The organism is Haloparvum sedimenti, assembly GCF_001462205.1.
Lineage (GTDB): Archaea > Halobacteriota > Halobacteria > Halobacteriales > Haloferacaceae > Haloparvum > Haloparvum sedimenti.
Genome location: NZ_LKIR01000141.1, coordinates 10,030 through 36,843 on the forward strand (window position 1 = coordinate 10,030; position 26,814 = coordinate 36,843).

Here is a 26,814-nt window from a genome sequence, read left to right on the forward strand (position 1 = left end):
GCCGCGTGGCGTCGGGCACCTGCTGGGCGCGGCGGCGACGGCGTTCGTGTTCGCGCAGGCGCTGCTGATCGGCGACGGCGCCCACCTCGCGACGACGTTCCTCGGCTTCGACGCCGTCTTCCTCCACGTCGACGACTTCTCGCGGCTGATGGGGGTCGTCGTCGGCTTCCTCGCGACCGCGGCGGTCGCGTACGCCTACGGCAGCGACGCGCCGAAGTGGACGACGGGGCTCGCGTTAGCGTACGTCGGCTCCACCGTGGGGACGATCTACGCCGGCGACTGGCTCACGCTGATCTTCTGGTGGGAGCTGATGGCCGTCACCTCGACGCTTCTGGTGTGGCACTACGGCGGCGAGGCGGTCCGGGCCGGCTACCGCTACGCGCTGGTCCACGGGATCGGCGGGACGCTGCTGCTCGGCGCGGTCGCCGTCCACGGCGCGTCGATGCTCGGCACCGTGCCGTTCGACGCCATCTTCCTGTTCTCGGAGACGGACGGGATTCACCCGGCCGCGACGACCCTGGCGGCGCTCGGCATCGGGATCAACTGCGGGTTCGTCTTCCTGCACACGTGGCTGCCGGACACCTACCCGCGACCGCACGTCGCGGCGTCGGTGTTCCTCTCGGTGTTCACGACCAAGACCGCGGTGTACGTGATGTACCGCGCGTTCCCCGAGGGCGGCATGTGGCTCGCGTACCTCGGCGGGATCATGGCCGTCTACGGCGCGTTCTTCGCGCTGCTGCAGTACGACCCCCGCCGCCTGCTGTCGTACCACATCCAGGCGCAGGTCGGCTACATGCTCGCGGGCATCGGGCTGGCGACGTACGTCGGCGAGTTCGCGGTCACCGGCGGCTTCGCGCACCTGTTCAACAACGTGCTCTACAAGAGCCTGCTGTTCATGGCGGTCGGCGCGGTGATCTACCGCACCGGTCTGCAGGACATCAGGGAGATGGGCGGGCTCTGGAAGGAGATGCCGCTGACGTTCCTGTTGTACGTCGCCGGCGCGGCCTCCATTACGGCTGTCCCCGGGTTCAACGGCTTCATCTCGAAGGGGATGGTGATCGACTCGGCGCACGAGGTCCACAACGTCGAGCTGCTGTTCGGCGAGGGGCTGCTCTGGTGGCTGCTCATCCTCGGCGGCGTCGGGACGTTCATGTCGTTCATCAAGCTCGGCTACTACGTCTTCTTCCACGGCGAGGCGTCGCGGAGCCCGCGGGACGCGACCGCGTTCCAGACCGTGGGGATGGCGCTTGCGGCCGGGGCCTGCCTCTTCTTCGGCGTCTTCTACACCCAGCTGATCGAGCTGATGCCGTTCACGGAGCTCATCCTGAGCGAGGACGTCTACTTCAAGCCGTACAGCGCGAGCCATCTCACCGAGTCGGCGTGGCTGCTGGGCGCCGGCTTCGTCGGCTTCTTCGCGCTGAAGGGACCGCTCGGCACGCTCTCGCACTACATGCGCGACGTGGATGCGGTGCTGTTCCCGGCGGCGTTCTACGCCGGCCGCGGCGCCGTGTGGGGCGTCACCGAGGTGTGGGCGGGCGTGGACCGGCTGACGATGCGGCTCGCCGGCGCGGTCATGTGGACGGCGACGCACCCGCGAACCGCCGCTCGGCGCGTCGGGATCGGCGCGGAGATCAGGACGGGAATCGGCCGCGGCGTGATGATCCTCACGCTCGCGGCCGCCGCGGCGCTGGTCGTGCTGCTGTACGGCTGATCCCCGTCGGCCCGCCCCGGTTTCGCCTCGCCTCACTTCTGTTGCGGACGCTCGCCGATGGACGCGTAGCCGAGCGCGTCCTGCCAGTAGAACCGCGGGCCGAGAACGAGGTAGGCCGACGCCAGAAACAGCAGCGCGAACGCGAAGACGCGACCGGGATAGCCGGTCAGCACCACCGCGAGCGCCTGCACGACGCCCATCACGAGCGCGTCCTGCGCGTGGAGGTCGGGGTAGGTGATCGTCGAGACCATCAGCGCGGCGAAGAGCCCGGCGGCCGGCACCAGCACGACCGGCGCCGTGTATCCGGCGAGCACCGCGGCCGCGAGGATGCTGGCCGCGAGCGTCGTCGGCACGCCCTGGGTCTCGTCGCCCTCGGCGTCGTAGGCGGTGTAGAGCCCCAGCCGCGTCACCGCCATCGCCACGTACAGCGCCGGGACCGCGACGCCCAGCGCCAACAGCACCGGCTCGGCCGCGAGGCTCCACGCCTCGGTCGCGGCGACCGCGACGAGCATCGCCGGCGCGACGCCGAAGGAGGCCACGTCCGCCAGCGAGTCGAGGTACGGGCCCGCGGGCGTCGACCCGCGCCGGCGCGCGACGACGCCGTCCAGCCCGTCCGCGATGGCGCCGAACAGCACCAGCCGGGCGGCGAGCCCGAGGTCGACGCTGGCGGCGACGACGGCGACGAACCCGACCGCGGCGTTCGTCACCGTGACGGCGTCCGCCAGCCCGATCCGCCCAACGAACCGCGGTTGCATATCCCGTGGGTGACCGAGCGGGGCTTTACGTCTTTATACTCCGGGGCTGGCGATGCCCGCCGATCGGGATGTCGGTCACGCGGTCCGGCGCGGCAGAGCGTCGCCTCGGGGGATTTTTGTCGGCCGCATCCGACGGGACGAGTGATAACCGAGCCGCCACGATGAGTCGAAGAAACGCGCCGGACGAGTCGACGGAGACCGACCCGCTGGACGCGTTCCGCCAGTTCTTCGCTCTGGAACGGGACGTGCTGGTGCTGTCGCTGGCGATGTTTGCGTTCAGCCTCGGCTTCCAGATGACCAGCCGGTTCCTCCCGGAGTACATGGTCGCGCTGGGGGCGTCCGGGTTCGCGGTCGGGCTGTTCGGGACGGTCGGCAACGTCATCTCCGCCGTCTACCCGTACCCTGGCGGCGCCATCTCGGACCGGATCGGCTCGCGGTACGCGCTGACGGCGTTCGGGCTGGTCTCGACGCTCGGCTTCGCCGTCTGGCTGGTCGCCCCGAGCGTCGGGCCGATCGCCGTCGCGGGCGTGACGGTCGAGCCGTGGGTCTGGATCTTCGTCGGGCTGCTCCTCGCGCAGGCGTGGAAATCGTTCGGCCTCGGCGCGACGTTCGCGGTCGTCAAGCAGGCGACGGACCCCGCCCGGCTGGCGGCCGGCTTCGCAAGCACCGAGACGTTCCGCCGGACGGCGTTCCTGATCGGTCCCGTCCTCGCGGCGGTCCTTATCGGTCTCCACCCGTCGTTCACGGTGAGCTTTCGGTACGTGCTCGCGGTGGCGGTCCTCTTCGGGATCGTGGGGACGCTCGCGCAGCACCTGCTGTACGACGCGAGCGGAGACTCCGTCGGCGGCGGGTCGTTCGAGGGCGTCGCGCAGATCCGCGCGGACCTCCGCGACATGCCGGCGCCGCTCCGGCCGCTACTGATCGGCGACACGCTGGTCCGGTTCGCGAACGGGATGGTGTACGTCTTCTTCGTGCTCGTCGTGACGCAGGTGTTCGGAGCCGGTTTCGAGACGACGCTCGCGGTCGGCGAGTTCTCGTACGCCGTCGACCTCTCGCCGCAGGCGTTCTTCGGCTACCTGCTTGGCGTCGAGATGCTGGTCGCGCTGCTGACGATGGCACCCGCGGCGAAGCTGGCCGAGCGCGTCGGGCTCAAGCCGGTCGTCGCGGTCGGATTTTTCGTCTACGGCGCGTTCCCGGTGGTGCTGATCTACGGCCCCGAACTCCTCTCGCCGGTGCTGTCGGTCCAGTGGGCGCTGGTCCTCGTCTTCGCCTTCTCGGGGCTCCGGTTCGCCGGGCTGCCGTCACATAAGGCGCTCATCGTCGGCCCCGCCGAGCGGGGCGCCGGCGGCCGCGTCACCGGGACCTACTACCTGCTCCGGAACCTCGTCGTGATCCCGAGCGCGGCGATCGGCGGCGCCCTCTGGGAGTTCGTCACCCCCGAGGCCGCGTTCGCCCTCGCGGCGGTCGTCGGCGTCGTCGGAACGGGCTACTTCCTCGTCTACGGTGAGGAGTTCGAGGCGTACGCGTAGGCGAGTCCGAAAGAGGACGATGCCGGCGCGAGGGACGGCCGCGGATTCCCGTCTCGCGGGACCGATCCGGGGTACATAAGCGCCGCCAGGCCTCACGTGGGGATATGGACCGCAGACGCTTCCTCGCGGCCGCCGGCGCGGTCGGCGCCGCCGCGACCGGTGCGCTGTCGGGGTGTCTCGGGGCGCAGGGCGGCTCCGCGGCCGATTACGACGTGGGGATGACCGCCACGGCGTTCGCGCCCGACGAGGTGACCGTCGCGGTCGGGGAGACGGTCGTCTGGCACAACAACAGCTCCCGGACCCACACCGTCACCGCCTACGAGGGCGCGATCCCGGAGGGCGCCGAATTCTTCGCGACCGGCGGGTTCGAGGACGAGGAGACCGCCCGCGAGGCGTGGTGGAGCGACCGCGGCGGCGCACTGGAAAGCGGCGACGAGTTCAGCCACACCTTCGAGGTGGCCGGCACCTACGACTACGTCTGTATCCCCCACGAGCAGGGCGGGATGCTCGGCACCGTCGTCGTCGAGGAGTGAGGCGACGGAACCCATAACCGCCATGGCCGACAACCACCACCGACGACCGGCCCGCGCCAGCACACGATGATCGAACAATCCGCGCTCCTCGGCTCCGACGTACTGCTGTTCGCAGCCGTCGGGCTGCTCGCGGGCGCACACTGTCTGGGAATGTGTGGCCCGCTCGTGACGATGTACGCCGAGCGGATGGACGGGACGGCGACCGACGGCGGGAGCGCGGCGGCGACGGGCGCGACCGGGTCGGCGGACGGAACGGGCCCGGCTGTGACCGACGCCCGCGGCGGCCACCTCACGCTCTACGAGGTGCGCCAGCACGCGCTGTTCAACCTCGGGCGAGCGACGAGCTACGCGCTGATCGGCGGCCTGATGGGCGCGCTCGGCGGCGCGGTGTTCCTGAGCGCGGACGAGCTGACCGCGGCCGCGGCGCCGATTCGGGGGACGGTCGGCGTCCTCGTCGGCGCCGCCGTGATCCTCGTCGGGGTCAACTACGCGCTCGGGCGGAGCGCCGCCGGACTCCACGTCCCGGGACTCCCGCTCGACCGCCTGTTCGGCGTGCTGACGAGCCGGATCGACCGACTGGCCGGCGGCCCGGGGATCGTCGCGCTCGGCGGCCTCCACGGCCTGTTGCCGTGCCCGATCCTCTACCCCGCGTACCTCTACGCGTTCGCGGGCGGGTCGGCGACGACGGGATTCGTCCTGCTGGGGGCGCTCGGGCTCGGAACGATCCCCACCGTCTTCGCGTACGGCACGCTGATCGACTCCGTCTCGGCTTCGCGGCGACGACAGGTCCACCGCGTCCTCGGCGTCGCGTTCCTGCTGCTCGGCTACATCCCGCTTTCACACGGCCTGATGGAGTTCGGGATCCACCTGCCGCACCTCCCGGTGCCGTTCTACAGCCCATTCGAGACGGGGATGGCACACTGAGACACGACCGAGAGCCCGAACCGAGACACCATGACCGACACCACCTGCACGCTGTGTGACCTCCCCGCGGACGAGGAGACGTTCCGCGACGACGCCGGCAACCCCTTCTGCTGTGAGGGCTGTCTCCAGGTCCACGACGCGCTCGGCGAGACCGACGCGGTCGACGCGGCCGATGTCCGCGAGCGCGCGGCGGATCGCGGCGCCGGAGAGTCCGGCGCGAACGACCCAGAGACGGCCGACACGGACGCCCCCGCCGACCACGAGGCGACCTTCCTCGAGGTGGACGGGATGCACTGTGCGACCTGCGAGGCGTTCATCGAGTCGGTCGCCACCTCGACTGAGGGCGTCTCCGCCGCGAGCGCGAGCTACGTCACCGAGACGGTGCGGATCGACCACGACCCGGACGCGGTCTCGGGAGACGACCTGCAGGACGCCGTCTCGGGACTGGGCTACTCCGCGTATCCCCGCGACGACGCGTTCGCGCGCCGGCAGGCGGACAACATGGCGACCGCCCGCCTCGCCGCGGGCGTCATGGTCGGGATGGCGGTCATGCTCCAGTACATCGTCATCATCTACCCGACCTACTTCGCGTTCCCCTTCTACGACCAGCGGACGCTCGACTACCTGGAGTCCGCGATGGGCGCCTCCGGCGGCAACTACTTCTTCATCGTCGTCGGGGTGCTGACGACCATCGTCCTGCTGTTCACCGGGAAGCCGATCCTCAGAGGAGCGTACGTCAGCCTCAGGACGCGGTCGCCGAACATGGACCTCCTGGTGGCGCTCGCAGCCTCCAGCGCGTACGTCTACAGCGTGCTGGCGCTCATCGTCGCCGACAACCCGCACGTCTACTTCGACGTGACCGTCGCGATCATCGTCATCGTCACCGTCGGGAACAACTACGAGGCGTCGGTCAAGCGCCGCGCGACCGAACTCCTCTCGGACCTGACCGCGGTACAGGTCGACGAGGCGCGCCGGGTGACGAGCGAGGTGAACGGGGACGGAACGGGAACGGCGGCGTTCGAGGAAGTGGCGGTCGACGACCTCGCCGCGGGCGACCGCGTGCTCGTCCGCGAGGGGGAGCGGATCCCGGTCGACGGCGCGGTCCTCGAGGGCGAGGCGCCGGTCGACGAGGCGGTCGTCACCGGCGAGTCGGTCCCGGTCGCGAAGGCGCCGGGCGACCGCGTCGTCGGCGGTTCGGTCGTCGCCGACGGTGCCATCACCGTCGAAGTGGGCACCGAGGCCACGAGCAGTCTCGACCGCATCGCCGAGTTGGTGTGGGACCTCCAGAGCTCGAACCACGGCGTGCAGGGGCTCGCCGACCGGTTGGCGACCGTCTTCGTCCCGCTGGTGCTCGCGCTGGCGGTGTTGGCGACGGCGGGCTACCTCGCGCTCGGCGCCGCGGTCCCCGACGCGATGCTCGTCGGGCTCACCGTCCTCATCGTCTCCTGTCCGTGCGCGCTCGGGCTCGCGACCCCGCTGGCGGTCGCGTCCGGGTTACGCGACGCGCTCCGGCGGAGCATCGTCGTCTTCGACGAGACGGTGTTCGAGCGGCTCCGGGACGCCGACACCGTCGTGTTCGACAAGACCGGGACGCTCACGACCGGGGACTTCCGGGTCGTCGAGACCGACTGCGGCGACGACCTGCTCGCGGCGGCCGCGGCGCTGGAGCGGCGGTCCTCGCACCCGGTCGCGGCCGCCATCGCCGACGCCGGCCCGACCGCTGCTGAGTCGGACACGGCGGTCGCCGCGGACGGCGGCACGGTCGCGTCCGGATCGGAGGTCCCCGAGACCGAAGCGGCGGACGCCTCGGGCGCCGAAAGAGAAGGCCCGTCGGTCGAGGAGTTCCGAACCCACGCGAAGGGCGTCTCCGGCGTCGTCGACGGCCGCGAGGTCGTTGTCGGGCATCCGGACCTGTTCGCGGCCCGCGGTTGGACAGTCCCGGACGCGGTCGCGCGGGCGGTCGACGAGGCGCGCGAGACGGGCCGCGTCCCGGTCGCCGTGGGGCGCGACGGAACCGCGGAGGGCGTGGTCGTGGTCGGCGACGAACTCCGGGAGGGCTGGGCGGACGTGCTCTCGGGGCTCACGGACCGGGGCGTCGAGGTCGTGGTCCTGACGGGCGACGACGAGCGCGCGGCGGCCGCCTTCTCCGACCACCCGGCCATCTCGCAGGTGTTCGCGGGCGTTCCGCCGGAGGGCAAAGCCGAGACGGTCGGTCGGCTTTCCGCGGCGGGCACCACGGTGATGGTCGGGGACGGGACGAACGACGCGCCCGCGCTGGCCCGCGCGGACCTCGGCGTCGCGCTCGGCTCGGGCACGGCGATGGCCGCCGACGCCGCGGACGTGGCGGTCGTCGACGACGACCTCGGCTCCGTGGAGACCGTCTTCGACCTGGCCGCGGCCGCCGGCGCGCGCGTCAAGCAGAACGTCGGCTGGGCCTTCTGTTACAACGCGGTCGCCATCCCGCTGGCGCTGTCGGGCGCGCTGAACCCCCTATTCGCTGCGGCCGCGATGGGCGCGAGCAGCCTGCTGGTCGTGACGAACTCCTCGCGCGACCTGCTGGACGAGGAGTGAAGATCCGCTGACGGCGGGGTGAGAATTCCCCGCGCGTGCTACGGCACGCGGAACGCGCGGTGCGTGTCGCGCTCGCTCGGCTCCGCGACGAGTTGAACCGCGCCGAGCTCCGAGAAAATCGCCTTCCAGTCGCGGTGGTACAGCGGGAACTCGCCCTCGACGTAGCTCACGTCCTCCTCGCCGCGGCCGCGCGTCGCGCCGTTCCCCTCGTTCTCGACGGTGCAGAGCAGGTCGTCGGTGACGCGGACGACCTCCTCGAACACCCACGCGTCCTCGGGATGGACGTGCTGGAGCGTCTCGACGGAGTAGACCACGTCGAAACGATCGTCCGCGAACTCCGGCAGGAGGTCCTCGATGGCGCCCGCGTGGAAGGTACCGGTGTCGCGGAGGTCGGGGTAGTGCTCGGCCATCACGTCGAAGGCGTCGGGGTTGATGTCGATCCCGGTCAGGTTCTCGAAGCCCGCCCGCCGGAGGTGTTCGAGGTGGCGGCCGGAGCTACAGCCCACCTCGAGGATCGCGGCGTCCTCGTCGGCGTAGAAGTCGAGGATCGAGCGGAGCCACTCGCTGGTCTCGGTCGCGCCCTCGTCGGCGTAGTAGGCGGGCGAGTAGTCGCCCGTGCGCTCGGCCCAGTCGCGGCGCACGTCGTTTGGGTCCACGCCGACGCGTACGTCCCGCGGGCGATAAATGCCCTCCGGCCGCGTTCCACACTCGCTACCGCCTTCCCGCTTCGGGACCGTTGCACCGGGCGAAAGGTATTCCTCGCTGTCTCGCCTCCACACGGACACAATGCGAGTCCGACCGGCGCGTCCCGGCGACGCCGAGACGCTACGGACGGCGGTTTCCCGCGGCGGCGAGACTACCGTGTTCGACGACACCGGTGCACCGATCCTCGACGTCTCCGCGGCCGGCGTGCGCGAGGCCGCGGCCGCGGCCGACTGCTGCTTTCTGGTCGAGGAGGAGGGCCGGCCCGTGGGGCTGGCGCTGGCCCACCCCGACCACGAGGGCGCCGAGGCCGAACTCCTCTCGCTGTGGGTCCATCCGGAGTTTTTGGGCGAAGGCATCGCGGCGCGCCTCCTCGAACGCGTCGCCCACTCGCTCCGCGAGATGGGCATCGAGCGGCTTCGCACGACCGCGGCCGCGGACGCCGCCAGCGCCCGCGAGTTCTTCGCCGCGAAGGGGTTCTCGCACCGCGAGACCAGCGACGACCGCGACGGCCACGAGGTCGTGATGGTCGCCCCGCTGGACGAGTTCCGCTGAGCCGTCCCGAAGTCGGAACGGATCGCGCCCACGAACGCCGTGACGCCGACCGGAAGGCACTCGCCGTGCGAGCCCCGACGACCTCACTCGCGTGCCGCCCCGAGATGCCGGCCGGCCTCCTCGTCGGAGACCTGTTCGAAGGAGTCGTAGAACTGCCCGACGGCCGAGAAGTGGGGCGGCGTGTCGACGCAGCTCACCGCGTCGGCCTCGTCGGCGAGCCGCTCGACGGCGCTCGGGGACGCGACCGGAACGGCCACGGCGACGTACTCGGCACCCGCGTTCCGCAGTTGTCGCACGCACGCGGTCGTCGTCGCGCCCGTCGCGATCCCGTCGTCGACGATCAGCACGCGCTTCCCCGCCACGTCGAGCGGCGGGCGGTCGCCGCGGTAGCGGTCGAGTTTCTCGGCCGCCGTCGCACGCTCGCGGTCGGCCTCGCGGGCGACGTACGACTCGGCCACGCCGAGGTCGTCGATCAGCGACTCGTTCAGCCACGTCGTGCCGTCGCTCGCGACCGCGCCGAGCGCGAGTTCGGGGTTCCCGCGCGCGCCGATCTTCCGAGCGACGACGACGTCGAGAGGAACGCCGAGGGCGTCGGCGACGACGCGGCCGACGGGAAGCCCGCCGCGCGGAACGGCCAGCACGACATCGAAGCCGCGGTCGTGGTCGCGAACGACGGCCGCCAGCTCCTCGCCCGCGTGGGTGCGGTTTCTGAACATGCGTCGCGGTACGCGCTCCGGACGCACGACTCTGTCGCCGGGACGAACACCCCGGTCGGCTCGGGAAGTCGCTCTCCGTTTCGATGCCAAGAAACGGACCTCTTCGCGCCCTCGCCGACGTTCGCTCGGCGTCCGGACGCTCAGGCGTCCAGCAGCTCCACGAGATTCCCATCGGGGTCGCGGAGGAAACAGATCCGGGTTCCGGACTCGGTCGTCCGCGGTTCGCTCAGCGTCTCGACCGCCTCGCTCAGCTCGTCGTAGGCGGCGTCCACGTCCGGAACGGAGAGCCCGACGTGCGTCGCGCCCGGCCGGTTCAGCGCCGAGTCCCCGCGCGGCTCGCCGGAAGGGCCGTACGCGACCAGCTCCAGCCGCACGTCGCCCGCGTCGAGGTGGGCGAACTCGGCGCTCGCGCCCGGCACGTCGACGGCGTCCGCGAACCCCTCGCCGCCGACCGAGAACTCCGACAGGACGTCGAGGCCGAGTTCATCGCGGTAGAACGCGACCGCGCGGTCGAGGTTCGAGACGGTGACGCCGACGTGGTGGGCACTCGAGTTCACGGTCACGGGTCGCCCGTCGGGAAGAAAGACGTTCGGGATCCGACGCAGTGCGCGGGACCGGATTCGAACCGGCGGACCTCTACAGGACAGCGTCCTAAGCGCTGCGCCGTTGGCCTGGCTTGGCTACCCGCGCGCGTTTCGGGGTACACGAAAGCCGCCAAAGAACCTGTCGAACCGCCGACGGAGCGGGGGGTCGACGCGGGACGGAGCGCCGGCCGCGCGGCGCTTTTGTACCTCGGGCCCGTCCCCACAAGCGTGTACCGAGCGAGCGACCGGGTCGAGAACGACGAGTGGGTCGAGCGGCTGGAAGCGGCCGCGGACGAACTCGGCCTCGACGAGGAGACGCGCTCGACCGCGGTCGACCTCTTCCTGACGCACGTGCCGGAGGCGGAGCGGTCGAAGCCGGCGACGGCGGCGGCGAGCCTCTACGCCGCGGCGCTGATCGGCGGCGAGGAGCGGTCGCAGTCGGCGGTCGCGGACGCGATGGGCGTGACGCGCCTGTCGGTCCAGCAGGGCTGGAAACCGATCCTCGAGAGCGCCGGGTTTCGGCCGCCGACGTGGTGAGGGCGTCGGAAACGCGGGAGCCGACGCCTTATGTGGCGTGCTCCAGGATCGCGGCCGCACGTCCGGCGACGTACGCCGCGAGGCCGAGCGCGGCCGCCCCCGCGAGCGCGACGCCGAGCGCCTCGACGTACGGCACCGACAGGAGCGCGGGGTCGACCGTGCGGAGGAAGTAGCCTGCGAGGGGACCGAACGGGAGGGCGACGGCGGGCAGGACCCCCCGGCCGCGGGCGGCGAGCGCGACCGCGCCGAGCGTCGGCAGCAGGGCGATGCCGAGGCCGAGCGGCGCGAGGAGGTCCGGGCGAGTATCGGCGACGACCGGCGTCAGGTACAGCGAGATCAGGAACCCGACCGCGCTCCACGCGACCGCGCGCTCGGCCACGCCGGCGCCGACGAGGGTGACGCGGAGGCCCGCGGCGTCGGCGTCCGAGCGGGAGTCGGCCGCGCTCATTCGGGGCGCGTCGCCTCCCGCCCCTCGCGGTCGGGAGTCACGTGGCCGTGTTCGTCGATCTCGCCTTTCACGATCCGCGTCGACGAGATGCGCTCGCCGTCCTCCGCGACGACGTGGTCGACGACGACCAGCTCGAGGGGGTCCCGTCCCTTCTCGCGGCGGATCTCGTTTATCCGCGCGCCGCCCTCCGCCGTCTCCGGGGAGACGATCAGGGCGTCGAAGCCCGGCTCCGTGGCGATTCCCGTCGGCTCGGTGAGCTCGCGGATCTCGAAGTCGCGTCCGTACTCCTCGGCGAACCGCGCGAGTTCCGCCTCGAGGTCGCGTTTGCGCTCCGCGAACGGTCGGACGTACCGCTCGACGTGACGCGTCCTCGGCGCTAGCTCGTCGGAGGTGAGCCCCACGGTGACGTCACCGAGTTCGAAGGCGCGCTCGAACAGGTTCCGGTGGCCGTCGTGGATGGGGTCGAACGTCCCACCCAACGCGACGTTCATACCCGCCAGTGACGGCCGCGGCCCTTAAAACGTCGCGAACCTGGGCGACTGATCAGGCATCGCCGGATCGGCCGGTCAAGCGTCGTCGGAGTCGGTCGGTTCGTCGTCCGGTGCGTCGACCGCAGGCTCGCCCGCGTCGGACTCGTCCTCGGCGGTCTCGGGACCGTCGTCCGCAGCGTCGTCGCTCGCTTCGTCGTCCGGCTCCGCTGCCCCGCTGACGGAGATCTGGACGGGCTCCTCGTCGCCTTCGCTCCCCTCGCCGCCGAGCCGGCGGTCGAGATTGAACACCGTGTTCAGCTCGGACTGGACCTGCCCGACGACGCCGCGCACGAGCTCGCTCGGCGGGATGGCGACGTACTCGTAGGGGTTGTTTCCGGCGCCGCTCGACTCGCGTTTGCCCCGGTCGACGGTGCCCTCCTCGTGGAGCTCCGCGAGCGCCTCGCGGACCGTGCTCGGGTAGAGCCCGGTCCCGTCGGCGACCTCCTCGCTGGTGCTGTTCGGGTTCTCGCGCAGGTAGACGTAGATCCGGGCGCGGGTCTCCGTGTCGAGCAGCCACGACAGCAGGTCGACGACTCCGTCGTCGAACTCCTGGACCGCCTTGTCCGCTCCCTCACCGAGTCGTTCGCGCGTCTTCCGGAGCTCCTCGCGCGTCCGGTCCGTCGGCGAGGAGTCGTCGTCCTCCGGTGTGTCGTCGTCTGTGGCCATGTCTCACGTTCGGCTCTCCGCGCGGAAAAGCGTTTCTCGTCGGCTGCGAGGCGACGAAAGTCAGGGGTCCAGCCGCAGATCCTCGTACAGCGTCTCGGGTCCCCGTTCCTCGAGCAGGCGACGCTGGCGCTCCGCGCCGCTTTCGCGGTCGAACACGTCGCGGAGACCGTCGACGCCGAGTCGGTCGCACTCGCGGTCGACGACTTCGTCGAGCGAGACGGTGCCCTCGCCGTCGCGAGCGATGAACGCGGCGTCGTGGCCGTGTCTGGTGGCGCGCCACTTGTTCTCGTCGAGGAGTTCGCGTCGGAGATCGGATCCGGCCGTCGCGGGATCGGCGTTCGCGGGACCGGTCCCGGCGCCCGCCGGGTCGGTCGCGTCCGCGTAGCGCTCGGCGAGGTCGACGACGAGCGCGTGGACGTACTCCGCGAACGCGACGGTGACCGCGGGGTCGCGCTGGGCGTCCGGGGCGCGCACCTCCACGCTCCCGTGCTCGGTGTGCGGGCGCACGTCGAACCACAGTTCGCCGCGGTCATCGATGGAGCCGTGCTCCACCATTCGGCGTTCGTAGCGCTGGAACGCCTCGAAGTCCGAAAAGGCCGAGGGCATCCCGGTGTTTGGGAGGTTCTCGAACACCTTCGCCCGGGCCGAAGCGAGCCCCGTGTCGAAGCCGTTCCAGAACGGGGAGTTCGCCGACAGCGCCAGCAGGACGGGCATGTACCACCGGAGCTCGTTGGCGACCCACACCGCCTTGTCGGCGTCGTCCACGCCGACGTGGACGTGCAGGCCCGCGGTCGTGTTCCGGTGTTGCGGGTACTGGATCCGGTCGAGCTGGGACTTGTACCGGGGCTTCGTCGCGTGGTCCAGCTCGCGCCACTTCGCGGCGGGGTGGAGCCCAGCGGCCGCGATGCCGTAGCCCTGCTCGGCGGCGTGCTCGACCAGCGCCTCGCGGACGGTCGCCAGCTCCGCGGCCGCGTTCTCGGGCCCCTGAAGGAGCGGCGTCTGCACCTCGACGGTGCACTTGAACAGCTCGTGGTCGAGCCCCTCCGGGATCGCCGCGGGCGGCTCCGAGCCGTAGACGAGGTCGTCCGTGCCCGAGGTGGGTTCGCCGTCGGCGTCGACGATGAAGAACTCCTCCTCGATGCCGAGCGTCCCCATCCGGTTGAAGGCGTCCCGCGAGCCGAGTTCCATCAGGGAGGTGTTCACCGCGGGCGGGTATATATCGTTTGAAGCCGGCCGTCTCTGAGCGTCGCGGTCGTGCGCTTTCCGCGCCCGACCGGTCGCGGATGAATGGTGTCGAGAGAAGGAACTCGGGCTCGCCGAAATGTCGGTTCGCGGAGGAATTCGGACTGTCGTAACCGTTATTGATACACAAATTCAACACAGACGCATGTCCGAAGCCAGTTCACCGCCCGAGAAGACGACGGTCAACATCCGGATAACGGAGACGTTTCTGGCGGATGTCGACGCCACGTGGCAGGCTCTCGGGTACAACAGCCGTAGCGAGTTCGTGCGCGACGTGCTCCGTGACGCGGTGAAACACCCCGAGTTTGACCGCGCCGACCTCAAGGCGATCGCCGCGAGCGAGGTCGACATTCAGGAAGGGCGGACCCACTCCAGCGAGGAGATCAGAGCCGAGTACGGGGCGGACGATGGCGATCAATGAGTGAGAGATGGGACTGGGAGTTCACGGACCGGTCGAAGCGACAACTCGACAAGCTCGATGATTACGCACGGGACCGTATCTTCTCGAAGCTCGACGAGGTCGTCACCGATCAGTGGCGGGACCCGACGGATCACCTCGAACCGCTGGCGGGGACGCCACACCAGAAGCTCAGGGTCGGACAGTTCCGCCTCGGCTGTCGCGTCGACCGTGAGGAATGAGTTCTCCACATCGTCGCGATCAGAAAGCGCGGTGGAGACGCGTATCGCGGAGACGACGACTGGAGAGACGACCGAAGAGTTCCCGTTGGATCCCCGGTCTGCGTCTGACAAAGATGCGCCGGCCGGGATTTGAACCGGAGGAAGACGGTCCGGGCGTGCGGCGCTTCGCGCCGTTCCGGGCTGCGACTTCCAGGGTTCAAACCCTTGGCGCATCTTCCCGCACGACTCACTCGTCGCTGTCGCTCCTCGCTCGTAGTGTGCGAGAAGATGCGCCGGCCGGGATTTGAACCCGGGCCATGAGCTTGGAAGGCTCAGGTCCTACCACTAGACCACCGGCGCGCGTTTTGGAGAAACCCCCGACGGAATAAGGGTTTTACTCTTCTCCGTTCCCGGCCGCGTCGGCGTCGTCACCGGCCGGGGTCACGACCGCGTAGCAGTTACCGCTGGAGAGTTCCAGCGACCGCAGTTCCAGTGCGCTCGCGGCCACGTCCGCCTCGAACTCCGCGGGCGCGTAGATGTGGTAGAACCGGGGCACCGTCTCGCCGCCCGGAAGCGTCCAGTCGACCGTCGTGTCGAAGCCCGCCTCGGCGTCGGCACCGGCCGGTGCCGCCTCCGCGAACCGGTCGTGCGCGGTCGACCACGCGCTGACGAGCGCGGCGCCGCCGGGCGCGAGGACGCGCGCGATCTCGTCGAGGCTCCGGACCCGCGCCTCGCGGGAGGGGAGGTGGTGAAGCGTCGCCACGTACGTCGCCACCCCGAAGCTCCGGTCGGCGAAGGGGAGCGCCGCGGCGTCGCCGTGGACGAACGCGGCGTCGAACCCCCGCTCCGTCGCGCGGGCGACCGCCTCGCGGAGGAGTTCGCGGCTCACGTCGACCCCGACCGCGGTGTCGGCCCGGGCCGCCAGCAGCTCCGTGTGCCGGCCGTTCCCGCACCCCACGTCGAGCGCGCGGTCCGCGCGGCGCCCGTCGAGGAACGACTCCACCTCCGGCCACGCGTACTCGCGCGTCTTCGCGAAGTGGGCCGCGATGCGGTCGTACGTCGCCTGCACGTCCATACCCCGACGGTCGCGGCGGCGGGCCTAAGGCGTTCGCGATCCGGCGCCGGTGAACCCTTTTGTCGGTGGGGCGCGCGGAGAGAGCCATGAGCGACGACGAGACCACCGGCGGCTCGGCCGACGCGGACGGACCGGCGCCCACACTCGCGGACGACGCGCAGCGCAACTTCCCGGTGCCGGCCTTCGAGGACCTCCCCGAGGACCTGCGGGACCGGATCTGCGAGGAGGCGGAGCGCGCGGGCTTCACGCCCAACGTGTTCGCGGCGTTAGCGTACAAGCCCTCGCACTTCCGGGCGTTCGTCGCCTACCACGACGCCCTGGTGGAGGACACCGACCTCGACCGCGCGGAGGTCGAGATGATCGTCGTGACCGTCTCCGGGCTCAACCACTGCCTCTACTGCAACGTCGCTCACGGCGCGCTCTGCCGGATCTACGCGAAGGAACCCGAACTCGCGGACCAGCTCGTCTCCAACTACCGCACCGCGGACGTGAGCGAGAAGCGCCGCGTCATGCTCGAGGTGGCCGCCAAGATAACCGAGTCGCCCGCGAGCGTCACGGACGCGGACCGGGACCGGCTGCTGGAGGCCGGCTACTCCGAGGAGGAGGCGTGGGACATCGCGTCCGTGGCCGCGTTCTTCAACCTCTCGAACCGCATGGCGACGTTCGCCGACTGGCGGCCGAACGAGGAGTTCTACGCGCTCGGGCGGTGAGCGGTCGCCGGTCGGCCCCGACGCTTATGGGTCGAGACGACGAACTCGTACCTATGCCCCAGATCCACCTCGACGACGAGACGGTCGAGCGACTCGATGCGATGCGGGTCGACGAACAGGAGTACGACGACCTCGTCAACGAGCTGATCGACATCTACGAGGCCAACGAGATGACGCTCCACCACGGCGGCGACGTCGAGTAGGTCGTCCGCCCCGCAGTCGCAGGATGAGCCGGGGATCGACCGCGGGCGGCTACTCCTGATACGCGATCCGCACCTGTTCCCACTTGCCGGTCTCCTCCAGCCGCGCCTGCAGTTCGTCGGCGTACTCCTGAACGAGCGCCTCGGCGGCGGCCAGCTCCTCGTCGCTCGGGCCGTCGTCGCCCCCGCCGCCGAGGCCGAGCGCGCCCTTGATCGAGGAGAGCACGCCGCCGTCTCTTCCCCCGCCGCCGTCGCTCGGGGCGCCGCCCATGGCGGCCATCCCCTCGCGGATGTTCCCCAGCTCGGGCATGATCGAGGGGAGCTTCGAGGTGTCGGCGACGACCCGCGCCGCCTCGGGGTCGTCCGCGTCCTCGATCTCGAACTCCGCGGCGGTCATGATCAGCCCCCACTCCTGGCTCGAGAACCGGGAGCTCGCCACGCGGTCGTTGAACTCGCGGTCGACGGCCATGCGTTCGCCGACGACGGCGTCGGTCCAGTCGCTCATGGACGGTCGTAAGGCGAGCGGTCGCAAGAGCGTTGTGCTCGCCGTCGCGGACTCACTCGCCGACGTGCTCGGCCAGCAGGCGGTCGGCGTGGTCGGGCGACTGCGCGACCGTCCACCGAACCTGCGTCGCCTCGCCGCTCCCGTACGCGAGGACCTCCTTCAGTTCGTCTCGGACGATCCCGCTGTCGATCCGCAGGGGCTCGCCGTCCGCGTCTCCGAGCTCGTAGACGCCCGGCGCGTCGGGCGCCCCGGCGAGGGTCGTCCGATCGAGGTCCCGCCACGGCTTGCGGAGGCTCACGTTTCTGTGAAGCTCCCGACGCCCTCTGCGGGCGGTTCGACGACTTCGAAGCTCCGCTCGCCCCAGTCGTCCTCGACGAAGACGAACACGCGGCCGCCCGCGACCTCCGGATCCGCCTCGACGTGGACGCGCTCGCCCGCGGCGCGGACCGCGACGCCGGGGAACAGCTCCTCCGACTCGCCGGCGCCGAGCATCACGCGGCCGACGCCGGTGTCCGCGAGGATCTCGTCGTGGGTGTTGTAGTCGTTCACGTAGGTCATCACACCCTCCGTTTCCGTGGGATCGGTGACGAGAACGTGGACCTCCTTGCCGGGGCCGGTACGGAGCGTCCCCTCGACGGGGTCGGGCGCGCCGCGGTAGAGCGTGTTCCGGCCGTCGAGGTACTCGACGACGACGCCCTCCTCGACGAGGTCGATTGGGAGCGTCTGCGGGGACACGTCGCTTCGCGATGGCGAGGACATACGCGCTGATTGCGCGCCCGTCGCCTAAAACGGAGCGTTCGGCGTCGACGAGCGTTCGGCACCGCGAGCGGGCACGGACCGTCGGGCGCAGACTTAAGGGCACGCGTGGACGACCCAAGACCATGGATCCGACGCGACGCCGGCTGCTCGCCGCGGGCGCGGGACTCGCGGGGGCGTCGTCGGCCGGATGCCTCGGCGGCGGCTCCGGCGTCGAGTATCCCGACAACGAGAGCGGCGCCGCTTCCGGCGGCGCGGCTGCCGACACGGCCGCGGACGGGACGGTCAACGAGCGCGTCGGCGAGAGAGTCGAGAACGAGGCGCTCGCTGAAGTGACCGCGAACATCCTGGACGAGATACACTGGTTCGCGACACGCTATCCCGACGCGATCCGGACCTACGTCGCGGCGACCACCCGGATCGTCGAGGCGATCATCGACACGCGCGAGCGGATCGTCGCGGCCGGCGAGATCGACCCGGAGTGGGTCGACGCGCTCGCTGACACGGCCGGCGAGGAGATCCCGACCGCGAGCGACCCGCTTGAGCCGCATTTCTCCCCCGAGGCGTTTCTGAACAAGACCGCGAACAGACACCTCGAGATCGTCCGCCGGTTCGTGCGGCGCGGGGACACCGCGCGCGTCATCGAGGAACTGGAACGGATGGAGACCTCGTTCCGGAGCCTCTCCAGTCGGAAGGCGGCGACGGAGCGTCACCCGCGCGACCCCATCAACAACCGGCTCCGTCGGTGGCTGATCGACGACCCGACCGACCCGTTCGTCTTCGGGCTCCGGTACCCGACTGAGGACTTCACTGGGTTCGCGTACGACCCGATGGACGTCGACCTCAAGGACACCGCGACGATGCGGCTCCGCGGGGACCCGGTCGCCGAGGAGCGACGGGCGACCGTCGACGAGCGACTCGGCCCCGTCAGGCAGTCAGCGGACCGAACCGCTGAGCTGTACGTGTCGATCGCCCGCTGGCCGACGCGCCCGTTCGACGGCCATCCCGACCGGCTGGGCGGACAGGTCGTCCACGTGCAGCGGTACGCCGACGCGGAGGCGGCCACGGCGGCCCTCGACCGGATGGTCGCCGCGGGCGCGACGGAGGGCCGCGACGACGCACTCGGGTCGACGCCGTGGCACCGCTACTACTTCCCCCACGGAAACGGCGTGATGTACGGGTACGTCGCGCGAGCGGGCGAGGCGCTGATCGCCTTCGGCTTCTCCGGGACCGCGTGGGAGGAGCGCGTGAGCTGGCGCGGCCCGCTGACCGACTGCTGGCTCGCCACCGTATGAGCCGCGCCGTCGCGACCGCGGTGCTGGCCGGACTGTTCGTCGCGACGGGAACCGCAGTCGGCACCGTCGGTGCGGTGACGACCGGCTGGGCGGAGGCGACGTTCGCGACCGGCGCGAGCGGCGACGCCGCGCGGTTCGGCCCGATCTTCGTCGCGCAGCTCTACTTCGCCGCGTCCGCGACCGCGATGCTCGTGGCGCCGGCGGTCGCAGCGCCGCTCGGACTCTCCTTCGGGTCACGCGCACGCGAGGCGAGCGACGCGGCGCTCGTCTGCGGCGTGGGAGCGTTCGTCGGCGGGTTCGGGTTCCTGCTGGCGGCGGTCGGGCTCGTCGTCGCCTCGCAGGGCGCCGCCGCCGGGCAGGCTCACGGCCTGGGCGCCGCGCTTCGACCGGCCGCGGTCTCGGCGCTCGCGTCCGGCGCGGTCGGTGCCGTCGCGGGCGTCGTCGGACAGCGACTTGGGTGAGGGATTTATCGGGGGGCCGCGAGTACTGCGGGGCGTGTCCGAGGACCGACGCACGCGCCGCGGCGTGTTGGCCGTCTTCGCAGCCGCCGGGCTCGCGGGCTGTAGCGGCCTCGTCACGTCGGGCGAGGACGCGACCGGAACGCCGACCGACGGGACGCCGACCGAAACGGCACAACCGACGGCGACGCCGGAGCCGTCCACGCCGACGGAGACGGCGACGCCGACCGAGACGGCCGTCCCGCCGGGACCCGAGGAGGGGATCGACGTCGACCGAACGCGCCACAGCGTCCGGGCCGACGACGGGTACACCCGAGTCGACGCCGAAGTGACGCTCCGGAACACCGGCCCGTACACCTACCGCTGGCTGGAGGTGCGGATCGACGTGATCTACACCGACCCCGTCGGTGGCGAGGAGGCCCGAGTGGTCTCGGGATACGCGGAGCGCCGCTTCGACGACGGCTTCGAGAGCGGGACCGCGGACCTCGCGACGAACCTGCGCGCTCGCCGCGACGGGCGTGCGAACCGGTCGACGAACGACGCGGACTTCCACCTCGAGCTGGCGCTTCGACGCGTCGAGACCGTCGGATAGAACTCGCCGCGACCGCCACGCCTTTGTCGGCGTCACGCCCCGTACGGGTATGGAGGGACGCGCCGCGGCGCTCGGCGCCGGGACGGTACTGAACGCGTTAGCGACCGGCACCGGCTTGGCGTTCGCGCTCGACGTGGAGACGCGTGCGACGGTGACGCTCGATCCGGACAGCGGCGGCGTCGACGGCACCGTCGCGGGTGCGCCCGACGCGGACACGAGGCTCGTGGAGCGCTGCGTCGCGCTCGCGACCGAGCGCTGGGGTGCCGGGGAGGGCGGTGCCGTCACCACCGACAGCGACGTGCCGATGGCCGCGGGGCTCAAAAGCTCCAGCGCGGCCGCGAACGCGACCGTCCTCGCGACCTGCGACGCGCTGGAGCTGACCGTCGGCGACGACCCGGACGACCCCGCGGTCGACGTGACGCGAGAGGCGGCCTGTCGGCTCGGCGTCCGCGCGGCCCGGGAGGCGGGCGTCACGGTGACGGGCGCGTTCGACGACGCCTCCGCGTCGATGCTCGGCGGCGTCACCGTCACCGACAACGACGCGGACGCGCTGCTGTCGCGGGAGTCGGTCGCGTGGGACGCCCTCGTCTGGACACCACCCGAGCGCGCCTACAGCGCCGACGCGGACGCCGAGCGCTGCGCGAACGTCGCGCCGATGGCGGAGCTGGTGGCGGACCTCGCGCTCGACGGGCGGTACGCGTCCGCGATGACCGTCAACGGCCTCGCGTTCTCCGCGGCGCTCGGCTTCTCCGCGGAGCCAGCCGTGGAGGCGATGCCGCACGCGACCGGCGTCTCGCTGTCCGGCACCGGACCGAGCGTCGTCGCGGTCGCGGACCCCGACGACCCGACCGACGACCTCGACGCCGTCGGCGAACTGTGGCGCGAGCGCCCGGGGACCGTCCGCCGCACGGAGACCCGCAACGACGGCGCCCGAATTCTCGACTGACCACGACGACCGACCACACAGGAGATACACTCATGAGCACCAACACACCGGACCCGGAGGAGATGTCGCTCGACGAACTGCGCGCGGAGATCGAGGGGATCGACCGCGAGATCGTCGAACTGATCGCCCGCCGAACCTACGTGGCCGACACGGTCGCGCAGGTGAAGGAGGAACGGGACCTTCCCACGACCGACGAGGGACAGGAACAGCAGGTGATGGAACGCGCCGGCGAGAACGCCGAGCGCTTCGACGTCGACGCCAACCTCGTGAAGGCGATCTTCCGGCTGCTGATCGAGTTGAACAAAGTGGAACAAAGAAGCAATCGGTAGGCGAATTTGGGCGTTTCAGGGCGTATACTTCGCCCCGACGAGAGAAATTCACTTCTGGCAGTTGCCCTATCCTTCCGGACCCGATGAGCAGCCAGAAGATTCGATGGTAGTCTGTTGCTTGGGCCACGACCACCGTTTCCAGCAACCAGAATTCAGTATTGATGACCAGATCTCGCTACGTACAGGGACAGGCCTTCGTTTGCTGCTAGCTGGTCAAGTTCGTCGTAGACCTGTCCGAAGTCGTCGTACTCGCCGGCTTGATCGTTCCGCACTTCGGTTACTATCCGTTTATTTCGACGCTTCATAACTAGAAACCAGAATTCGAAGCGATGCATACCGAACAATATGGGGCTCAGAAACTTCTCGAATCAGTCGATGCACCGCAAAGCACAATATTCTGTATGTACAAAGTATTCTGTATGCCCAGTATCACCGTCAACGTGGACGACGAGCTCAAAGACCGAATGGAGAGGCATCCGGAAATCAACTGGAGCGAGGTCACACGACAGGCCATCCAGGAGAAAATCGAGGCGCTCGAAGTGATGGACGAACTCACTAGCGAAAGCGAGCTCACTGAGAGCGATGTCACAGAGATTGCGGATCGAATCAACAAAAGCGGACGCGAGCGCGTCGAAGAACAGTCGAACTAGCTTCTAGATGAAGCTGGTCATCGACGCTAACGTCGTCATTTCCGCGCTCATCGCTGATTCGAAAACACGTGAGCTCATCGTCACGCTCGAGCCCGACTTGTTGACGCCCGCGTTCGTCCACGACGAAATCGAGAACTACGGAGACCTCATCGTCGAGAAGTCCGGGATGGAACCGCAGCGCGTCCAGCAGTTCATCGACCTCCTGTTCCAGTACATCGAGGTCGTCCCCGCGGACGAGTTCTATCCCTACATCGAAAAGGCCGATAACGCGATTGGTGAGACCGATCCTGACGACGCGCTATATGTTGCGTGTGCCCTGGCTAGCGGCGCTGGTATCTGGAGCGACGATTCAGATTTCGACGAACAGGACGTCGTTGAGACGTACTCGACGGGCGGCGTGATCGACTCGTTCGACACGCGCTAGCCGACCGAGACTGGCGACGCAGGACACGACGGGGTTCTTTAAATATGGTCGCTGGTAGAGAGTTCTCAGCCACGTATCCGGCGGAATAGAAACGCAATCAAGGTTTGATTTCACCGGCTTACAGTATGGATTTCAGCTACCTGAACAAGGTGGAGCAACGGGAGAGCCGGTAGTTTCGGCAGCCCTCAACGGCGGCCGAACAGAATGGGTATAACTGCCCACAGGGCGAACAACCCGACAAGATGAATGAAGTTCTCGAACGACCCGCTCGCCGCGCCGAGCAAAGACCGACCACCCGTGAGTGACCACCGTGGAGCTTGAAGGAACCATCGTCGCCGGGGCGGACCTGCAACCCATCCGTGGCCGCATCGTCGTCGAGGACGGCCGCATCGAGGCCGTCGAGGAGTCCCCCACCGACTCGTCCGACATCGTCCTGCCCGCGTTCGTCAACGGCCACACCCACATCGGCGACTCCGTCGCCAAGGAGGCCGCCGTCGGCCTCGGTTTACAGGAGGCCGTCGTGCCGCCGGAGAGCCTGAAACACCGCCGCCTGCAGGCCGCCTCGCGCGAGGAACAGATTGCCGCGATACGGCGGACCATGTCGTTCATGGAGTCCACCGGGAGCGCCGCGTTCCTCGACTTCCGGGAGTTCGGCCGGGAGGGGGCACTCACGCTCCGGGACGCCGCGAGCGAGGAGGCCGTCCACGCGTTCATCTTCGGCAGCGACGACCCGGACGTACTGGAGGTGGCGGACGGCTACGGCGCCAGCGGCGCCAACGACTCCGACTTCGAGGCCCACCGCGAAGCCGCACGCGAAGCGGGCAAGCCCTTCGCCATCCACGCCGGCGAACCCGACGCGACGGACATCCACCCCGCGCTGGACCTCGACCCCGACCTGCTGGTCCACATGGTGCACGCCGGCCCCGACCACCTCGAACGGGTGGCCGAACAGGGCGTCCCCATCACGGTCTGTCCTCGCGCGAACATGGTGCTCGACGTGGGTAAAGCGCCGCTCCGGGAGCTGCTCGACCACACCACCGTCGCCCTCGGCACGGACAACGTGATGCTGAACGCGCCCTCGATGTTCCGCGAGATGGCCTACACCTCGAAAGCCTTCGACGTGACGCCGCGCGAGGTGCTCGGGATGGCGACGCGGGCCGGCGCCGAGATTGCGGACCTGAACTACGGCGTCGTCGAACCCGGCCGGGAGGCGAAGCTCCTCGTGCTCGACGGCGACTCGGACAACCTCGCCGGCGTCGAGGACCCGGTCGCGGCGGTCGTTCGCCGGGCCGGTGCCGGCGACGTGAAACGCGTGCTCCTGTAGGACACCGCGACAGCGAAAGCAGTCGTGGACTGCTGGCCCGGCTGGCAGCCCGGACCAATGGGCAGTATCACTTTTCACCGAGCCCTCAGAGGGGGAGGTATGGTACCAGTCGGCCGCCTCGTCGTCGACGTGCTCAAGCCCCACCAACCATCGACCATCGAGTTCACCCAGCGGGTCGCGGGTGCCGACAGCGTGGCCGCGGTCAACGCCACGCTCATCGAGCTCGACCAGAAGGTGAAGAACCTCAAACTCACCATCGAGGGCGACGCCATCGACTACGGCGAAGTCGAGGCCGCCATCGAGGACGCCGGCGGGCTCCGGTACGACGTGGGGAACGGCCGCGAGCGGGCCGAAACCGACGCCACGGTGGAGTACAGCAGCTACGGCGGGCTCTCGACCGCCGACGCGCTGGGTGATGCGGAGCTGATGGCGAAAGTGCGGGAGGAGGGCACGAAAGTGCTCGACAACCTCTCGGTCCCGCCGACGCTCCGGGAGGTGTTCGAGCGCTCGTGGCCGTTCGCGCAGGCGCTCGGGCTGCCGACGGCGCGGGTCGTGGAGGACGTTGAGCGCGTGCAGGACGCCGGCGGCGCGGCGACGATGGCGATGCTTGGCGAAACCGTCGTCGCCGTCGACTGCGAAGGCGTCCTCGACCACCGCACCCGCGTGTCGACGGCGGGCGCGCGACTACTGTAGCCCGGACCGCCGGGACCACCAGTTTGAAGCCTCCGACCACCCCCGTTCGGGTATGGAGGGCCAGGCAGCCGCCCCCGGCGCGGGGACGGTGCTCAACGCACTCGCGACCGGCACCGGCTCAGCGTTCGCGCTGGATATCGAGACCACCGCCGAGGTCACCATCCAAATCGGCGACGGCGGCGTCGAGGGCGAAATCGCCGGCCAGCCCGACGCCGACACCCGGCTGGTCGAGCGCTGCGTCGAACTCGCCGTGGAGCGCTGGGGGCCGAGCGCCGGCCTCGACACCAGCCTCTCGGACACGCTCAACGTCGGCGGCTCGGTCCGAACCGAGAGCGAGGTGCCCACCGCCGCGGGCCTCAAGAGTTCCTCGGCGGCAGCCAACGCGACTGTGCTGGCTACCGTGGACGCACTCGACGCCAACGACGACGTGGAGCCCATCGACGCCTGCCGCCTCGGCGTCGAAGCCGCCCGCGACGTGGGCGTGACCGTGACGGGTGCGTTCGACGACGCCAGCGCCTCGATGCTCGGCGGCGTCACCGTCACTGACAACACCGAGGACGAACTCCTGCACCGCGAAGAACTGAACCGCGACGCGCTGGTCTGGACGCCCCCGGAACGCGCCTACTCGGCCGACGCCGACGCCGAGCGCTGTGCGCTCGTGGCGCCGATGGCGGAACTGGTGGAGGACCTCGCGCTCGACGGCGAGTACGGCCGCGCGATGACGGTCAACGGCCTCGCGTTCTCGGCGGCGCTAGGGTTCTCGGCCGACCCCGCGGTGGCGGCGATGCCCCACGTCGACGGCGTCTCGCTCTCGGGCACCGGGCCGAGCGTGGTCGCCATCGGCGACACCGAAGGTTTGGCCGCAGTCGCCGAGGACTGGGCGGACCGGCCCGGCCAACTGCTGCGGACCGAAACCAGAAACGACGGAGGACGATACCTGTGAGCCAACGCACACCCGACGACATGACGCTCGACGAACTGCGCGAGGAGATACGGGAGGTCGACCAAGAACTGGTCGAACTCATCGCTCAACGGACCTACGTCGCCGACACCATCGCGCAGGTCAAAGACGAGCAGGGCCTGCCGACCACCGACAAGGAACAGGAGCAGGCCGTGATGGACCGCGCCGGCGAGAACGCCGAGCGCTTCGACGTGGACTCGAACCTCGTGAAGGCCATCTTCCGGCTGCTCATCGAACTGAACAACGTGGAGCAGCGGGAGAGTCGTTAGGGTTCTCTCAGACCGAGGCTGTATTCGAGTGCCTCGTCGACTTCCTCCAGACGGGATGCCGGCACGGAACCGAGAGTGGTCTTAATGCGATGTTCGATTGACACCGTGCGAATCTGACTACAGAGAGCGACCGAGTCCTCTCGGAGCGGAGACTCGGCAGCCGAGACGAGTACCTCGAACGGGTACAGTTCGTCTCCTCGCGAGGTCGTAAACGGGACGACGATGGTCGTCGGCGCGTTCTCGTTCCCAACGTCGTTTTGCACGACTAGACACGGTCGTGTTCCTCGTTGCTCTGACCCCTCTGTCGGGTCGAGCTCGACGATGACGACGTCTCCGCGTCGAACGTCCATCGATTACCACTCGGGGACATCACCGAGATACTCGCCGGCCTCGCGGGACACGTCGTCCATCTCCTCCGCAAGGGCTTCAGCCTCTGCTGCGCGCCGTTGGTACCCCTCAGCGAGTTCCTCACGAGTCAGCGGTTTCTCGATGGTGATTTTCCCGTCCTCTTCGTGAACCAGGACCTCGTCCCCGCCGCGGATACCCAGTTTCTCTCTCAGTTCTTTCGGGAGGGTTACTTGCCCCCGTTCACCGACCTTGCGTTCCTCGCTCCGGCTCATGCATATTCATATCGTATTCATATCTAAATCCTTTTCGCTCGAAGAAGAGCTGAGAGGGGAAAGACCACCGACCCAATGCGCAACTTTCGTTCAGGGTGCGAGATACTGAATCTCGACTCCTTGAACAAGGTGAAGCAACGGGAGAGTCGGTAGCGATACCTCTTCCCTTCGGGCTCCGATCTCTCGATCGGCGGTGGGGCCGCGAGCGGGACGAGGGTCGCCGGTCCCGCGGGCGGAGCCGGGACCCGTGGCCAGGCGAAGTTCCTTATAATCTCCGCGGGAAATTCGGGGGTATGGCGGATTACGAACTCGATGACGTCGACCGCGAGATCCTCTACGCGCTACAGGAAGACGCTCGCAACCTCTCGTCCGGCGAGATCGCCGAG

Annotated in this window: 37 protein-coding genes and 2 tRNA genes; 23 read left to right on the forward strand and 16 right to left on the reverse strand. The window is 69.7% G+C overall.

Annotation, left to right across the window (positions count from 1 at the left end; translation table 11 throughout):
* Positions 1–1,711, forward strand: a 1,711-nt coding sequence (locus AN233_RS14430) for a Na(+)/H(+) antiporter subunit D (RefSeq protein WP_245626088.1), incomplete at its 5' end; no start/stop codon positions are given.
* A gap of 32 nt (positions 1,712–1,743) precedes the next feature.
* Here AN233_RS14430 and AN233_RS14435 read toward each other — a convergent pair.
* Complete coding sequence (locus AN233_RS14435) at positions 1,744–2,466, reverse strand: protein sorting system archaetidylserine synthase (RefSeq protein ID WP_058367472.1); 723 nt, start codon at positions 2,464–2,466, stop codon at positions 1,744–1,746.
* Positions 2,467–2,627: 161 nt separating this feature from the next.
* Here AN233_RS14435 and AN233_RS14440 point away from each other — a divergent pair, with 161 nt between their 5' ends.
* From AN233_RS14440 to AN233_RS14455, 4 genes are all read left to right on the forward strand, one after another.
* Positions 2,628–3,995, forward strand: a complete 1,368-nt coding sequence (locus AN233_RS14440; RefSeq protein ID WP_058367501.1) for an MFS transporter — start codon at positions 2,628–2,630, stop codon at positions 3,993–3,995.
* A 104-nt stretch (positions 3,996–4,099) separates the two neighbouring features.
* The gene (locus tag AN233_RS14445) at positions 4,100–4,528 is read left to right on the forward strand and encodes a cupredoxin domain-containing protein (protein ID WP_058367473.1); all 429 of its coding nucleotides are present in this window, start codon (positions 4,100–4,102) and stop codon (positions 4,526–4,528) included.
* A 69-nt stretch (positions 4,529–4,597) separates the two neighbouring features.
* Entirely contained in the window at positions 4,598–5,452 is an 855-nt protein-coding gene (locus tag AN233_RS14450; protein ID WP_058367502.1) for a sulfite exporter TauE/SafE family protein, read from the forward strand.
* Between the two features lie 30 nt (positions 5,453–5,482).
* Positions 5,483–8,023, forward strand: a complete 2,541-nt coding sequence (locus AN233_RS14455) for a heavy metal translocating P-type ATPase (protein WP_058367474.1) — start codon at positions 5,483–5,485, stop codon at positions 8,021–8,023.
* Between the two features lie 38 nt (positions 8,024–8,061).
* Here the strand turns inward: AN233_RS14455 and AN233_RS14460 are convergent, their stop codons facing one another.
* Positions 8,062–8,679: a class I SAM-dependent methyltransferase gene (locus AN233_RS14460; protein WP_058367475.1), complete on the reverse strand. Its 618-nt coding sequence runs from the start codon at positions 8,677–8,679 to the stop codon at positions 8,062–8,064.
* A gap of 130 nt (positions 8,680–8,809) precedes the next feature.
* On the opposite strand from AN233_RS14460, the gene AN233_RS14465 reads away from it, so the two are divergent.
* Entirely contained in the window at positions 8,810–9,280 is a 471-nt protein-coding gene (locus AN233_RS14465; protein ID WP_058367476.1) for a GNAT family N-acetyltransferase, read from the forward strand.
* Positions 9,281–9,363: 83 nt separating this feature from the next.
* On the opposite strand, the gene AN233_RS14470 is transcribed toward AN233_RS14465, so the two are convergent.
* The 3 genes from AN233_RS14470 to AN233_RS14480 form a co-directional block, all read right to left on the reverse strand.
* A complete protein-coding gene (locus tag AN233_RS14470) occupies positions 9,364–9,996 on the reverse strand; it encodes a phosphoribosyltransferase (protein WP_058367477.1) in 633 nt (210 codons plus the stop codon).
* Between the two features lie 140 nt (positions 9,997–10,136).
* Entirely contained in the window at positions 10,137–10,553 is a 417-nt protein-coding gene (locus tag AN233_RS14475; protein WP_058367503.1) for a VOC family protein, read from the reverse strand.
* Between the two features lie 48 nt (positions 10,554–10,601).
* A tRNA-Leu gene (locus AN233_RS14480) sits at positions 10,602–10,686 on the reverse strand.
* Between the two features lie 122 nt (positions 10,687–10,808).
* On the opposite strand from AN233_RS14480, the gene AN233_RS14485 reads away from it, so the two are divergent.
* Entirely contained in the window at positions 10,809–11,117 is a 309-nt protein-coding gene (locus AN233_RS14485) for a cyclin (RefSeq protein WP_058367478.1), read from the forward strand.
* A 28-nt stretch (positions 11,118–11,145) separates the two neighbouring features.
* On the opposite strand, the gene AN233_RS14490 is transcribed toward AN233_RS14485, so the two are convergent.
* The 4 genes from AN233_RS14490 to AN233_RS14505 form a co-directional block, all read right to left on the reverse strand.
* The gene (locus tag AN233_RS14490; RefSeq protein ID WP_058367479.1) at positions 11,146–11,565 is read right to left on the reverse strand and encodes a hypothetical protein; all 420 of its coding nucleotides are present in this window, start codon (positions 11,563–11,565) and stop codon (positions 11,146–11,148) included.
* Positions 11,562–12,056, reverse strand: coding sequence for a phosphopantetheine adenylyltransferase (locus AN233_RS14495; RefSeq protein WP_058367480.1), 495 nt, complete (start codon positions 12,054–12,056; stop codon positions 11,562–11,564). Before AN233_RS14495 ends, AN233_RS14490 begins: the two co-directional genes overlap by 4 nt.
* A 75-nt stretch (positions 12,057–12,131) precedes the next feature.
* Positions 12,132–12,761, reverse strand: coding sequence for a helix-turn-helix domain-containing protein (locus tag AN233_RS14500; RefSeq protein WP_058367481.1), 630 nt, complete (start codon positions 12,759–12,761; stop codon positions 12,132–12,134).
* A 60-nt stretch (positions 12,762–12,821) separates the two neighbouring features.
* A complete protein-coding gene (locus tag AN233_RS14505; RefSeq protein ID WP_058367482.1) occupies positions 12,822–13,949 on the reverse strand; it encodes a glutamate--cysteine ligase in 1,128 nt (375 codons plus the stop codon).
* A gap of 199 nt (positions 13,950–14,148) precedes the next feature.
* Here AN233_RS14505 and AN233_RS14510 point away from each other — a divergent pair, with 199 nt between their 5' ends.
* Together AN233_RS14510 and AN233_RS14515 are read left to right on the forward strand one after the other, a co-directional pair.
* The gene (locus tag AN233_RS14510; protein ID WP_058367483.1) at positions 14,149–14,424 is read left to right on the forward strand and encodes a ribbon-helix-helix domain-containing protein; all 276 of its coding nucleotides are present in this window, start codon (positions 14,149–14,151) and stop codon (positions 14,422–14,424) included.
* Positions 14,421–14,642: a type II toxin-antitoxin system RelE family toxin gene (locus tag AN233_RS14515; RefSeq protein ID WP_058367484.1), complete on the forward strand. Its 222-nt coding sequence runs from the start codon at positions 14,421–14,423 to the stop codon at positions 14,640–14,642. The genes AN233_RS14510 and AN233_RS14515 overlap by 4 nt, the downstream gene beginning before the upstream one ends.
* A gap of 268 nt (positions 14,643–14,910) precedes the next feature.
* On the opposite strand, the gene AN233_RS14520 is transcribed toward AN233_RS14515, so the two are convergent.
* Both AN233_RS14520 and AN233_RS14525 read right to left on the reverse strand, forming a co-directional pair.
* Positions 14,911–14,981 (reverse strand) — tRNA-Gly (locus AN233_RS14520).
* 34 nt (positions 14,982–15,015) lie between these two features.
* Positions 15,016–15,696, reverse strand: a complete 681-nt coding sequence (locus tag AN233_RS14525; RefSeq protein WP_058367485.1) for a class I SAM-dependent methyltransferase — start codon at positions 15,694–15,696, stop codon at positions 15,016–15,018.
* Between the two features lie 86 nt (positions 15,697–15,782).
* Here AN233_RS14525 and AN233_RS14530 point away from each other — a divergent pair, with 86 nt between their 5' ends.
* On the forward strand, positions 15,783–16,406 hold the full coding sequence (locus tag AN233_RS14530; protein ID WP_058367486.1) for a peroxidase-related enzyme: 624 nt from the start codon (positions 15,783–15,785) through the stop codon (positions 16,404–16,406).
* 53 nt (positions 16,407–16,459) lie between these two features.
* Positions 16,460–16,609 (forward strand): DUF7557 family protein, encoded by a 150-nt coding sequence (locus tag AN233_RS17490; RefSeq protein ID WP_176696704.1) that lies wholly within the window; start codon positions 16,460–16,462, stop codon positions 16,607–16,609.
* Between the two features lie 49 nt (positions 16,610–16,658).
* Here AN233_RS17490 and AN233_RS14535 read toward each other — a convergent pair whose 3' ends face one another.
* Genes AN233_RS14535 through AN233_RS14545 form a run of 3 tightly spaced genes read right to left on the reverse strand, consistent with a single transcriptional unit; the run spans position 16,659 to position 17,870 of the window.
* Positions 16,659–17,111: a DUF5799 family protein gene (locus AN233_RS14535; protein WP_058367487.1), complete on the reverse strand. Its 453-nt coding sequence runs from the start codon at positions 17,109–17,111 to the stop codon at positions 16,659–16,661.
* A gap of 52 nt (positions 17,112–17,163) precedes the next feature.
* Positions 17,164–17,409 carry a DUF7508 domain-containing protein gene (locus tag AN233_RS14540; RefSeq protein WP_058367488.1) on the reverse strand — a complete coding sequence of 82 codons (246 nt, stop codon included), beginning with the start codon at positions 17,407–17,409 and terminating at the stop codon, positions 17,164–17,166.
* Positions 17,406–17,870, reverse strand: coding sequence for a DUF5796 family protein (locus tag AN233_RS14545; RefSeq protein ID WP_058367489.1), 465 nt, complete (start codon positions 17,868–17,870; stop codon positions 17,406–17,408). Before AN233_RS14545 ends, AN233_RS14540 begins: the two co-directional genes overlap by 4 nt.
* 122 nt (positions 17,871–17,992) lie before the next feature.
* Here AN233_RS14545 and AN233_RS14550 point away from each other — a divergent pair, with 122 nt between their 5' ends.
* The 11 genes from AN233_RS14550 to AN233_RS14600 all read left to right on the forward strand — a co-directional run bounded on the left by AN233_RS14550 (position 17,993) and on the right by AN233_RS14600 (position 25,808).
* Complete coding sequence (locus AN233_RS14550; protein ID WP_058367490.1) at positions 17,993–19,162, forward strand: hypothetical protein; 1,170 nt, start codon at positions 17,993–17,995, stop codon at positions 19,160–19,162.
* On the forward strand, positions 19,159–19,623 hold the full coding sequence (locus AN233_RS14555) for a hypothetical protein (RefSeq protein WP_058367491.1): 465 nt from the start codon (positions 19,159–19,161) through the stop codon (positions 19,621–19,623). Before AN233_RS14550 ends, AN233_RS14555 begins: the two co-directional genes overlap by 4 nt.
* Before the next feature lie 34 nt (positions 19,624–19,657).
* The gene (locus AN233_RS14560) at positions 19,658–20,212 is read left to right on the forward strand and encodes a hypothetical protein (RefSeq protein WP_058367492.1); all 555 of its coding nucleotides are present in this window, start codon (positions 19,658–19,660) and stop codon (positions 20,210–20,212) included.
* 49 nt (positions 20,213–20,261) lie between these two features.
* Positions 20,262–21,158, forward strand: coding sequence for a shikimate kinase (locus AN233_RS14565; protein WP_058367493.1), 897 nt, complete (start codon positions 20,262–20,264; stop codon positions 21,156–21,158).
* A 32-nt stretch (positions 21,159–21,190) separates the two neighbouring features.
* Complete coding sequence (locus AN233_RS14570) at positions 21,191–21,487, forward strand: chorismate mutase (RefSeq protein ID WP_058367494.1); 297 nt, start codon at positions 21,191–21,193, stop codon at positions 21,485–21,487.
* Positions 21,488–21,906: 419 nt separating this feature from the next.
* The gene (locus AN233_RS14575; protein WP_058367504.1) at positions 21,907–22,137 is read left to right on the forward strand and encodes a hypothetical protein; all 231 of its coding nucleotides are present in this window, start codon (positions 21,907–21,909) and stop codon (positions 22,135–22,137) included.
* Between the two features lie 7 nt (positions 22,138–22,144).
* The gene (locus tag AN233_RS14580) at positions 22,145–22,561 is read left to right on the forward strand and encodes a PIN domain-containing protein (RefSeq protein WP_058367495.1); all 417 of its coding nucleotides are present in this window, start codon (positions 22,145–22,147) and stop codon (positions 22,559–22,561) included.
* A gap of 310 nt (positions 22,562–22,871) precedes the next feature.
* Positions 22,872–23,885: an amidohydrolase family protein gene (locus tag AN233_RS14585; RefSeq protein WP_058367496.1), complete on the forward strand. Its 1,014-nt coding sequence runs from the start codon at positions 22,872–22,874 to the stop codon at positions 23,883–23,885.
* Positions 23,886–23,984: 99 nt separating this feature from the next.
* Complete coding sequence (locus AN233_RS14590; RefSeq protein ID WP_058367497.1) at positions 23,985–24,578, forward strand: DUF211 domain-containing protein; 594 nt, start codon at positions 23,985–23,987, stop codon at positions 24,576–24,578.
* A gap of 52 nt (positions 24,579–24,630) precedes the next feature.
* Positions 24,631–25,521, forward strand: coding sequence for a shikimate kinase (locus AN233_RS14595; protein WP_058367498.1), 891 nt, complete (start codon positions 24,631–24,633; stop codon positions 25,519–25,521).
* 20 nt (positions 25,522–25,541) lie between these two features.
* Positions 25,542–25,808 carry a chorismate mutase gene (locus AN233_RS14600; protein WP_058367499.1) on the forward strand — a complete coding sequence of 89 codons (267 nt, stop codon included), beginning with the start codon at positions 25,542–25,544 and terminating at the stop codon, positions 25,806–25,808.
* Here the strand turns inward: AN233_RS14600 and AN233_RS16545 are convergent.
* Both AN233_RS16545 and AN233_RS14605 read right to left on the reverse strand, forming a co-directional pair.
* Positions 25,805–26,158: a type II toxin-antitoxin system PemK/MazF family toxin gene (locus AN233_RS16545; protein ID WP_080508494.1), complete on the reverse strand. Its 354-nt coding sequence runs from the start codon at positions 26,156–26,158 to the stop codon at positions 25,805–25,807. The genes AN233_RS14600 and AN233_RS16545 overlap by 4 nt on opposite strands.
* A 3-nt stretch (positions 26,159–26,161) precedes the next feature.
* Positions 26,162–26,428 (reverse strand): AbrB/MazE/SpoVT family DNA-binding domain-containing protein, encoded by a 267-nt coding sequence (locus tag AN233_RS14605; protein WP_058367500.1) that lies wholly within the window; start codon positions 26,426–26,428, stop codon positions 26,162–26,164.
* 293 nt (positions 26,429–26,721) lie between these two features.
* Here AN233_RS14605 and AN233_RS18170 point away from each other — a divergent pair.
* Positions 26,722–26,814 (forward strand): winged helix-turn-helix transcriptional regulator (locus AN233_RS18170; protein WP_125920047.1); only part of this gene is annotated, 93 nt, incomplete at its 3' end.